Origin of the sequence: Sphingomonas sp. BK481, from assembly GCF_014194875.1 — a bacterium.
Lineage (GTDB): Bacteria > Pseudomonadota > Alphaproteobacteria > Sphingomonadales > Sphingomonadaceae > Sphingomonas > Sphingomonas aerolata.
Window position 1 is genome coordinate 249,445 of the sequence record NZ_JACIAP010000002.1, and the last position, 10,504, is coordinate 259,948.

Genomic DNA, 10,504 nt, shown 5'->3' on the forward strand with positions numbered 1-10,504 from the left:
GAGCGAGCTGTCATGACCAACGCCCCCCCCGCCCCCTTGGCGGCACGCGACCCGGAAGCCACGCTGATGTTCAGCGAAGCGGCGGAATCGGGCGCCGCGGTTGCCCGGCTGCTCGCGGCCAATGCCGACGCCTTCGCGACGCTCGGCGCAAAGCTGCGGGCCGCACCGCCCGCGGTGGTCGTGACCTGCGCGCGCGGATCGTCCGATCACGCTGCGGTTTACGGCAAATACCTGATCTGGACGAAGACCGGCATCCCGGTCGCGGCCGCCGCCCCCTCGGTCGTGTCGCTGTACGACGCAGAGCTTTCCGCGCAGACGACGCTGTGCATCGCCATCTCGCAAAGCGGCCGCAGCCCTGATCTGCTCGCGACGGTCGCCTCGATGAAGGCAGGCGGCGCGCATGTCGTCGCGCTGGTCAATGACGAGACGTCGCCGCTCGCCGCTGCCGCCGACACGCTGATCGCGCTCAAGGCTGGCCCCGAGCGCTCCGTCGCTGCGACCAAATCCTATATTTGCGCGCTCGCGGCACTGGCGGCACTCACCGCGGAATGGGCCGACGACGATGCATTGCGCGACGCGGTGGCGGCACTTCCCGCCGACCTGGAGCGTGCCTGGGCGCTCGACTGGTCCAGCGCGATCGCGCCGTTGCGCACTGCTACCAACCTCTTCGTCATCGCGCGCGGCCCGGGCTTCGGCATCGCCAATGAGGCGGCGCTGAAGATGAAGGAAACCTGCGCGCTTCATGCCGAAAGCTTCAGCTCGGCCGAGGTGCGCCACGGCCCGATGCAGCTCGTCGAGGACGGTTTTCCCCTGCTCGCGCTCGCGACCTCCGACGCGGCCGGCGACGGCGTGCGCGACGCCGCGGCCGAATTTGCGGGGCGCGGCGCCTGCGTCTTGCTGGCCGATGCCGCACGCGACGCGCAGGCCGGCGACGCGACGCTGCCCGCGCTCACCGCGCATCCGGCGATCGAGCCGGTCCTGATGATCCAGAGCTTCTACAAGCTCGTCAACGCCCTTTCCGTGGCGCGCGGGTTCGATCCCGACGCGCCCTCGCATCTTGCCAAGGTCACGCGCACGCTATGACGACTTTCCGGTTTTCCAACGGCCATATCGTCACGCCGGCCGCTGTCCTCACCGACGCGACGATGGTCGTCGAAGACGGCCGGATCGTCAGCCTCGACGCGGCGCCCGTCGCGGACACCGTGGCGGAGACGATCGACCTCGACGGGGGCTGGATCATGCCCGGCTTCGTCGACACGCAGGTCAATGGCGGCGGCGGCGTGTTGTTCAACGATGCCACCACGGTCGAGGGGATCGCCGCCATCGGTGCGGCGCATGCCCGTTACGGTACGACCGCGTTCATGGTGACGCTGATCAGCGACACGCCCGACGTGATCGCGCGTGCGCTCGATGCGGTCGACGAAGCGATCGACGCCGACGTGCCGGGCGTGGTCGGCATTCATGTCGAGGGCCCGGTCATCAGTGCGGCCCGCAAGGGCATCCATGATGCGTCGCGCTTCCAGGATCTCGACGACGATCTGATGGAATTGATGACGCGTCCCCGTCGCGGCCGAGTCATGCTGACGCTCGCGCCCGAACGCGTCACCGCCGATCAGGTCGCCGCGCTCACCGCCGCCGGAGTACTCGTCAGCATCGGTCACAGCGATGCGAGCTATGCAACCGCCGCCGCGGGCATCGCTGCGGGCATCACCGGCGTCACGCATCTGTTCAACGCGATGTCGCCGCTGATCCACCGCGCACCCGGCGTGGTCGGCGCAGCGCTCGACGACCAGTCGGTCTATTGCGGGATCATCGTCGACGGCTTTCACGTCGATGACGCCGCGTTGCGGATCGCATTGCGCAGCCGCCCGCATGACCGGTTCATGCTCGTCTCCGACGCGATGCCGTGTGTCGGCGCGGCGGACAAGTCCTTCACGATCCAGGGGCGGCCGATCCGTGTCGAGGATGGCCGCTGCGTCGGCGCGGACGGGACGCTGGCAGGGTCGGACCTCGACATGACCGGTGCGGTCCGCAATGCGGTCGCGCGGCTCGACCTCGCACCCGAGGTGGCCGCGGCGATGGCGTCGACCTATCCGGCCGCGTTTCTCGGCCTGTCGGACACGCGCGGGGCGCTTGCCCCCGGGCAGCGCGCCGACTGGGTGCGGCTGACGCACGATCTCCACCCCCGGGGCACCTGGTTCGGCGGCGTTCCGTCCGCCTGACCGCGCCCCGCTTTACCCCCCTTACGGCACCAAGGACGATCCCATGGCTCCCATCCTCCTGAGCGCGCCGATGCAGGGTTGGGCGCTGCCCATCGATCAGGTCCCCGACGCGGTCTTCGCCGACCGCATGCTGGGGGACGGCGTCGCGATCGATCCGACCGGCGACGGGCTCTACGCGCCCTGTGACGCGACCGTGCTGACGCTGCTCGACAGCGGCCATGCGATCACGCTACGCACCGCGGAAGGCGCGGAGATCCTGATCCATATCGGGCTCGATACCGTCGCGCTCGGTGGTCGGGGCTTCTCGCCCTGCGTCGCGGTCGGCGACAGGATCGTCACGGGTGCGCCGCTGATCCGCTTCGATCTCGACCTGCTCGTACGCGAAGCGCGTGCCGTCGTCACGCCGATCATCGTCGTCAACCCCGACCGATTCGCCATCACGCAGTGCATGACCGACCGGCAGGTCGCGCTCGGCGACCCGCTGATGACGATCGAACCGATTGCCGACATCCGGCCCGACGCAGCCGCAGGTGGCGCGGACGCGGGTGACATCCTGACGCGGACGATCACCGTGCCACTTGCGCACGGGATCCACGCGCGCCCCGCCGCGCGGCTCGGGGCGCTCGCGAAACGTTATACCGCCGACGTCACGGTCACGCGCGACGCGAACACGTCCAGCATCCTCAGCCCGATCGGGCTGCTCGCGCTCGGGGTGCGGTACAACGACCCGATCACGCTGGGTGCGCGAGGCCCCGACGCCGCCGACGCGCTCGACGCGATCGCGGCTTTGATCCTCAGCGGCATGGACGAGGCCGCTCCGGCACCCGCCCCGGCCCCGGCAGCAGCCAGCCCGGCGCGTGCGGCGATCGACGGCGCACTGCTCGGCGTGACCGCTGCACCGGGCCTCGCGGTCGGCAAGGCGCGCTGGTTCCGCCATGCCGAGATCGCGGTCCCCGAACAGGGCCAGGGCATCGCCGTCGAGAATGAGCGGTTCGCGAGCGCGATCACGACGCTCGCCGCGCGACTCGCCGCGCAGACCCGCAATAGCGCGGGCGCGCAGAAGGCGATCATCGAGGCGCATGCGGCGATGCTCGACGATCCCGTGCTCCGCGACGGGACGCAGGCGCAGATCGCCGCGGGCAAAAGCGCGGGCCACGCCTGGCGCGCCACGATCCGTCCGCTTGCCGACGCGTTGCGTGCCGGCTCCGATGCACGGCTCGCCGAGCGCGCGGACGACATGCTCGACCTCGAACGCCAGCTGCTGGCGGTCCTCGAAGGCGTCGAGACGACCGTCCCGGTCTTTCCGCCTGAGACGATCCTGCTCGCCGACGACCTGCTGCCATCCGACATTCTGGCGCTCGACCGCGCGATGGTCATCGGCCTGTGCGTCGCGCGCGGTGGGCCGACGTCGCATGTCGCCATCCTCGCCGCGACGATCGGCCTGCCCGCTTTGGTCGCGGTCGGCTCCGCGCTTGCCCCGCTGGCGGACGGCACGCCCGTCATCCTCGAGGCGAGCGAAGGGCTCATGCGCGTCGATCCCGACGCGGACACGCTCGTCGCCGCGCAGGTCCGGCTTGCCCAGGCCGAGATGCGCCGAGCCGACATGCTCGCCCGCGCCGGCGAGCTTTGCCGCATGGCCGACGGGACGCGGATCGAGGCCTTTGCCAATCTCGGATCGATCGGCGATGCCCGTCTCGCGCGCGACAACGGGGCGGAGGGCTCCGGCCTTCTCCGCACCGAATTCCTGTTCCTCGAACGCGAATCCGCACCAAGCGTCGCCGAGCAGACCGCCGATTACCAGTCGATCGCCGACGCGCTCGACGGTCGCCCGCTGATCGTCCGGCTGCTCGATATCGGCGGCGACAAGCCGGCCTCCTATCTGCCGATGGATGCCGAGGAAAATCCTGCGCTGGGCCTGCGCGGCATCCGCGTCGGGCTCGCCTATCCGCAGATGCTCGAGGATCAGGTCCGCGCGATCCTGTCGGTCCGTCCCACGGGTCAATGCCGGATCATGGTGCCGATGATCGCCAGCCTCGACGAGCTGCGCGCAGTCCGCGCGGCTGTCGACCGGATCGCCGCCGAGCTCGACCTGCCCGATCGCGTCCCGGTCGGCGTCATGATCGAGACCCCCGCCGCTGCGGTGACCGCGGACCTGATCGCCAGCGAAGCCGACTTCCTGTCGGTCGGCACCAATGATCTGACCCAATATACGCTGGCGATGGACCGCGGAAATCCGGCGGTTGCGTCGGGTATCGACGGGCTCCACCCCGCCGTCCTCCGCCTTATCGCGCAGACCTGCAAGGGTGGCGCGGTCCATGGGCGCTGGACCGGCGTCTGCGGGGGGCTGGCCTCCGAACCGCTTGCCGTGCCGATCCTGATCGGCCTCGGCGTCACCGAACTTTCCTGCGCACCGGCGATCATTCCGGAGATCAAGGCGCTGGTCGCCACGCTCGGCATGGAGGCGTGCCGCGCGCACGCGACCGCGTGTCTCGCCTGCACCTCCGCTGCCCAAGTCCGAACGCTCGCCCGGGAGTTTGCCGCATGAAGTCGATACTCGAAGCCCTGCAGCCGCTCGGCAGGGCGCTCATGCTGCCGATCGCGGTGCTGCCGATCGCCGGCCTGTTGCTGCGTCTCGGCCAGCCCGACCTGCTCGACATCGCGTTCCTAAGCGCGGCGGGTGACGCGATCTTCTCGCATCTGGGTCTGTTGTTCGCGATCGGTGTCGCGACCGGGTTCGCCCGCGACGGAAACGGGGCGGCCTGTCTGGCGGGTGTCGTGTGCTTCCTCGTCGCGACCGAAGCGGGCAAGGTGTTCCTATCCGTCCCCGCCGACGTCGTCGCGGGGATAGCGACCCCGACGCTCGAGATTGTCGCCGCAGCCTGGAAGGCCAAGGCGATCGCGCGGCTCGACGTGCCGATCGGGATCCTGTCCGGGCTCGCCGGCGGGTTGCTCTATAACCGGTATTCGGCGATCAAATTGCCGGAATATCTCGCCTTTTTCGGCGGACGTCGGTTCGTTCCGATCATCAGCGGCGTTGCCGGGCTGGTTTTCGCGGTCATCTTCGGCGCGGGCTTCGGTATCCTGAACGCGGGCGTCGATCAGCTCAGCCTAGCGGTCAGCGGCAGCGGTGCGATCGGCCTGTTCCTCTTCGGCCTGTTCAACCGGCTGCTGCTCGTCACCGGCCTGCATCATCTGGTCAACAACATCGTCTGGTTCGTCGCAGGCGATTATCACGGCACGACCGGCGATCTGCGGCGCTTCTTCGCAGGCGATCCCGATGCCGGCGCGTTCATGGCCGGGTTCTTCCCGGTCATGATGTTCGGCCTCCCCGCCGCCTGTCTCGCCATGTACCACGCAGCGCTTCCCGAGCGACGCAAGGCGGTCGGCGGCATGCTGTTCAGCCTCGCGCTGACCTCCGCGCTGACCGGCGTGACCGAGCCGATCGAGTTCAGCTTCATGTTCCTCGCACCGCTTCTCTATGCGGTCCATGCGGTGCTGACCGGCCTGTCAATGGCGTTGATGAACGCGCTGGGCGTGAAACTCGGCTTCGGCTTCTCGGCGGGACTGCTCGATTATGTCCTTAACTATGGCAAGGCGACACGGCCGCTGCTGCTGCTCCCCGTCGGTGCGGTCTATTTCGCGCTGTATTACGGGCTGTTCCGCTTCTTCATCCGCAAGTTCGACCTCGCCACCCCGGGCCGGGAAGCAGAGGCGAGCGTTGTCGCCGCGGCCCCCGTCGCGGGCGGCCGTGGTGCGGCATTCGCGCAGGCGCTCGGCGGCGGTGCGAACCTGACCACGGTCAGCGCCTGCACCACGCGGCTGCGTCTGATCGTCGTCGATCAGTCCGCGGTCGACGACGCCGCTCTCAAGGCGCTCGGCGCGCGCGGAATCCTGCGCCCATCGAACGCCGCGCTGCAGGTCGTGCTCGGCCCGATTGCAGATGTGGTCGCGGTCGAGATCCGCGATGCGCTCGCCCTGGGCGGTCCTGCAGTTGTCGCCCGCGCTGCGCCCGTCGCGACCGCCGCGGTAGTGCACGACACCACCGCGGTGCGGCTTTCGGACGCGGCCGTTGCCGCACTCGGAGGCAACGACAATATCGTCACCGCGAGCCGCCACCCCGGTCGGGTGCGGATCGAATTGGCCGACGCTGCGGCGATCGACGAACCGCGTCTCGCACGGCTCGGGCTCCGCGCCACCGCACGCCCCGCTGCCGGTCAGTTGCACCTGCTCGGGACCGACGCGACGCTCGCGACGCTGATCCACACCGCCGCCTGACGTCCATTCCGCCCGTTCCTTCGGCATCGGCCGAGGGTCGGGCGGCACGGCACCGCCCTTGTTATCTTGCGCGCGGCTCCAGCGTCACGCCGCCGACGAGCCCGGACGCGACGCCCGGCGCCGCCTCGACCAGCACCGCGATCGTCCGCACGCCGCCACCCGGCGGCACCGCCGCCTCGAACGGTCCGACCGATGCGGCACCCTTGACCGCGACCCGCGTGCCGTCGACCCATAGCTCCGCACGCCCGGCGATCGCTGCAAAGCGGATCACGCCCCCCTCCTGCGCAACCCGCCGCCACGGCGTGACCTTCGTGCGATAGATCCGCCAGCGGCCCGCACGCTCCGGATCGACCGGCGTCCCGCTGCGCACGAACGCCCAGCTGTTATTGTCGCCATCGACCGGTGCCAGCGCCGGATCGGGCCGCGCCGTCATCGCCGGCGAACGCCGCCACTCGCGGATCGCCATCGTCGCGGGCTTCACGGCGACCTGCGCAGGCGGCGCAAGACCCGCGCGATTGATCGTCAGCCGCGCCGGCTTCAGGCCCGGTGCGGTCGCGGTCATCACGATCCGCCCCCGCCCCTCGCCCGCCTGGACGATGACCTGCGCAAGGCCGTTGAACAGCGATCGGGCATTGCCCTTCTCGCTCTCATGGCTGTTCGGATCGCCATTGCCGATCCCGATGATCGCCGCCCCCTCGACCGCGAACCGCGTCGGCAGGTTGGCGGTCGGCACGTGCCGTCCTTCCGCATCGACCGCATCGATCGTCACCGGCTGCGCATCTTCGCCATCACCCGCCATCACCGTCCGCGCCGGCGTCAGCCGCAGCGCGACCGGCGGCCCGGCGGTTTCGTGCGCCGCGCGTGCCACCGGCGAGCCACCGCGCCGCGCGATCACCTCGATCCGCCCCGGCGCATAGGGGACGACGAACTCATTCCCCATGATCCGGTCGACCGCCGCCTCGCCGACGACCCGGCCGTTCAGCCGGACCTCGACGCGCTCGGCATTGCTCATCACCAGCAGCGTGACCGGCTGGCCTTCCCGCCCCGGCCAGGTCCAGTGCGGGGTGATGCTCACCACCGGCGCGGCGTCTACCCAGTGCGCGCGGTGGATGTCGAACGCGGTCTTGGGAAAACCGCACAGGTCGAGGATGCCGAAGAAGCTCGAGATCGTCGGCCATTCGTGCGGGGTCGGCTCGCCGTGATAATCGAACCCCGTCCACACGAAGCCGCCCGCGACGAACGGCCGCGCGGCGATCTTCTTCCAGGTGCCGCGATGCGTATCCCCCCAGCTCGCCGCCTCGACGTCATAGGACGACTGGACATGCCGCGCCGGATCGCTGGCAAAGGCCCCACGCGTCTCATAGGCGCTCGTATCCTCCGAGCTCGTGATCGGCTTGGTCGCGTTGAGCTGGTGAAAGCGATCATAATCGCCCTGATAGTAATTGAACCCCGTCACATCGATTTCGCTCGAGACGTTGACGGGATCAAAAAAGGCACCGTTCATCGCCGCGGTCACCGGCCGGCTGTCGTCGAGCGCGTGCGTCGCATGGACCATCCGCCGGAGCATCTCGACGCCGGCCTCCGTCCCCTGCATCGGCTCCTCGTTGAATACCGACCACAGGATCACACTCGGATGGTTGCGATCGCGCCGCACCATCCATTCGAGCTGCGCCATATAGTCGGGCGCGGGATTGAACTGGCGGTTTTCGTCCATCACGACGAACCCCATCTCGTCGCACAGGTCGAGCAGCTCGGCCGCCGGGGCATTGTGCGAACAGCGGATCGCGTTGCACCCCATCGCCTTCAGCCGTTCGAGCCGCCAGCGGACCACCGCGTCGGGGATCGCGGTGCCGACACCCGCATGATCCTGATGCAGGCACACGCCCTTCAACTTCACCGGTCGAGCGTTCAGGAAGAAGCCCCGGTCCGCATCGAAGCGGATCGTCCGGAACCCCACGCGTGTCCGCCGCTCGTCGATGACGCTGCCGTCGCGCATCACACGCGTGAGAACGGTGTAAAGCGTCGGGGTCTCGATCGACCACAAGCGGGGCGCCGTCACCGGCATCATCAGCGTCGTCACCACCGGATCGAGCGGCGCGACGGTCGCCGCCGCGCGCGCCGTCGCGACCGGTTTGCCGTCCGGGCCGAGCAGGATCGTCTCGATCGTCACGCCGACCGCAGCCCGCGCGATGCTGCCGATCGTCACCGCGACCGGCACGTGCCAGCCCCCCGCCGGGTCGCGGCGCGGATCGCAGTGCACGCCGTCGGTGACGATCGCGACCGGCGCGCGCCGGATCAGCCATACATGCCGGTACAGGCCGGCGCCTTCATACCACCAGCCTTCCATCGCGGTGGCGTCGACGCGCACGACGATCATGTTCAGATCGTCGCCGAACCGCGCAAACGGGGTCAGGTCGATCTCGACGCTGTTATAGGCGGACCAGTTGTGCGCGACGACGCTGCCATTGACCCAGATCGTCGCGTTGCTCGCGATCCCGTCGAACCGCAGCGCGATCGTCTTGCCACGATCGTCCGCCTCCAGCCGCAACGTCCGCCGGTACCAGCCGATCCCGCGCCGGCGATAGCCCTGCGATATATTCGCGTCGCGCTCGAACGGCTGCGCGGACGCCCAGTCGTGCGGCAACCGGACCGGCGCCCAGTCCGAATCGTCGAACGCCATCGCCGCGGCGCCAAGCGCGTTGCCCGCCTTCACGCTCAGATAGGTCGCATTATGCCCCTCGGGCGCGGGCGTCGCGACATCGCCTTCATGAAACACCCAGCCGCGTTCGATCCGGGTGCAGGACAGGTCCTGAACATGCATCGCAGGCGGCAGCGTCCGCGACGGCGCGGGCATCGGCAATGCGCCGGCCTCGCCTGCCTGCCGACCCGGGCCAGCCCCGGCAGCGGCAAAGGCGTCGGTCGGGCGGACGACGACGCCGACACCGGCGCCCGCCGTGCCGATGAGGAGCTGGCGTCGGTTCATGGCAGTCTTTCGGTGTGACGGATCAGATGTCGGCAAGTTCGGCGACGAAGTCATAGGCGTCGCCGCGGTAATAGGAGCGCGTGAATTCGGCCGCGCGTCCGTCGCGCAGGAAGCCGCGGCGTTCGATCAGTAGCCCGGCATGACCGGCATCGACCCCCAGCATCCGCGCATGCTCGCCCCCGAACGGCACCGCCCGCAGCCGCTGCAGCGCGCGCACCGGTCGGCTCCCCGCCGCTTCGAGGGCGGCATAGAGCGAGTCCGTCACGCCATCGACCGACGTCAGGCAATAGCCCGCGATGGTCGAGAATTCGAGCGCCATCGCCTCCTCGTCGGCATAGCGGATGCGGTTGAAACGGAACACCGGCGCCCCCGGCGACAGGCCGAGCGCCATCGCCTCTTCGGGGTTCACCTGGCCCGCCGATCGCGAGATCCAGGTGCTGCTCGATGTCCGGCCGCGTGCTGCCATGTCCTCGCTGAACGACGACAGTTTCGAGAAGCTCTTTTCGACGCGACCGGCGACGAACGTGCCCGCACCCCGACGCCGGGTCAGCAGCCCTTCCTCGACGAGCCCGCCGATCGCCTTGCGCACGGTGATGCGCGAGACGTCATATTCGATCGCCAGATCGCGTTCGGCGGGGATCGCATTGCCCTGGACGAGCAGCTTCTCGCCGATCGCGTTGCGGATCAGATCCTGCAACTGAAGATAGAGCGGCGACGGATTGCCCTTGCGAAAGCGTCCGATATCATCGGAAAACGCCATGTACCCCCCTTTGACTGGCAGCCCGAAGCGCGCCACACCCTGTCCTGGCGCGGGAGGATAGCCAAAGCACAGCCGCACGGCAACCAGACCGGCGCCAAGGATTATATTGGTATTTCCGTTCAAAACGGGTCGATGCTGTCAGATCGGCTGAAACACTGGCAAACTTTGCGAAGGCTCGGGACCTGCTTTCGGGACGCCGCTGAATCAACGGCTTGTGTCTGGACCTATATTGGTTACATTCCCCGACCAGCGGCCGTGAGGAGC

At 69.1% G+C, this 10,504-nt stretch carries 6 protein-coding genes; 4 read left to right on the forward strand and 2 right to left on the reverse strand.

Going from position 1 to position 10,504, the window contains the following annotated elements; translation table 11 throughout:
- Nucleotides 1-12: 12 nt before the first annotated feature.
- The 4 genes from FHY04_RS05050 to nagE are packed head-to-tail and all read left to right on the forward strand — an operon-like array spanning nucleotide 13 to nucleotide 6,497.
- A complete protein-coding gene (locus tag FHY04_RS05050) occupies nucleotides 13-1,083 on the forward strand; it encodes an SIS domain-containing protein (RefSeq protein WP_183935644.1) in 1,071 nt (356 codons plus the stop codon).
- Nucleotides 1,080-2,222, forward strand: a complete 1,143-nt coding sequence (gene nagA / locus FHY04_RS05055; protein ID WP_183935645.1) for an N-acetylglucosamine-6-phosphate deacetylase — start codon at nucleotides 1,080-1,082, stop codon at nucleotides 2,220-2,222. The genes FHY04_RS05050 and nagA overlap by 4 nt, the downstream gene beginning before the upstream one ends.
- A 43-nt stretch (nucleotides 2,223-2,265) precedes the next feature.
- The gene (ptsP, locus tag FHY04_RS05060) at nucleotides 2,266-4,767 is read left to right on the forward strand and encodes a phosphoenolpyruvate--protein phosphotransferase (RefSeq protein ID WP_183935646.1); all 2,502 of its coding nucleotides are present in this window, start codon (nucleotides 2,266-2,268) and stop codon (nucleotides 4,765-4,767) included.
- A complete protein-coding gene (nagE, locus tag FHY04_RS05065; protein ID WP_183935648.1) occupies nucleotides 4,764-6,497 on the forward strand; it encodes an N-acetylglucosamine-specific PTS transporter subunit IIBC in 1,734 nt (577 codons plus the stop codon). Before ptsP ends, nagE begins: the two co-directional genes overlap by 4 nt.
- 61 nt (nucleotides 6,498-6,558) lie before the next feature.
- Here nagE and galA read toward each other — a convergent pair whose 3' ends face one another.
- Both galA and FHY04_RS05075 read right to left on the reverse strand, forming a co-directional pair.
- Nucleotides 6,559-9,480 carry a beta-galactosidase GalA gene (galA, locus tag FHY04_RS05070; RefSeq protein ID WP_183935649.1) on the reverse strand — a complete coding sequence of 974 codons (2,922 nt, stop codon included), beginning with the start codon at nucleotides 9,478-9,480 and terminating at the stop codon, nucleotides 6,559-6,561.
- Between the two features lie 22 nt (nucleotides 9,481-9,502).
- Nucleotides 9,503-10,240, reverse strand: a complete 738-nt coding sequence (locus FHY04_RS05075; protein ID WP_031396151.1) for a GntR family transcriptional regulator — start codon at nucleotides 10,238-10,240, stop codon at nucleotides 9,503-9,505.
- Nucleotides 10,241-10,504 lie beyond the last annotated feature (264 nt).

Excerpts from the sequence above, each read along its gene's own strand:
- FHY04_RS05050 (WP_183935644.1), top strand. The coding sequence starts at position 13 with ATGACCAACGCCCCCCCCGCCCCCTTGGCGGCACGCGACCCGGAAGCC.
- nagA (WP_183935645.1), top strand. The coding sequence starts at position 1,080 with ATGACGACTTTCCGGTTTTCCAACGGCCATATCGTCACGCCGGCCGCT.
- ptsP (WP_183935646.1), top strand. The coding sequence starts at position 2,266 with ATGGCTCCCATCCTCCTGAGCGCGCCGATGCAGGGTTGGGCGCTGCCC.
- nagE (WP_183935648.1), top strand. The coding sequence starts at position 4,764 with ATGAAGTCGATACTCGAAGCCCTGCAGCCGCTCGGCAGGGCGCTCATG.
- galA (WP_183935649.1), bottom strand. The coding sequence starts at position 9,480 with ATGAACCGACGCCAGCTCCTCATCGGCACGGCGGGCGCCGGTGTCGGC.
- FHY04_RS05075 (WP_031396151.1), bottom strand. The coding sequence starts at position 10,240 with ATGGCGTTTTCCGATGATATCGGACGCTTTCGCAAGGGCAATCCGTCG.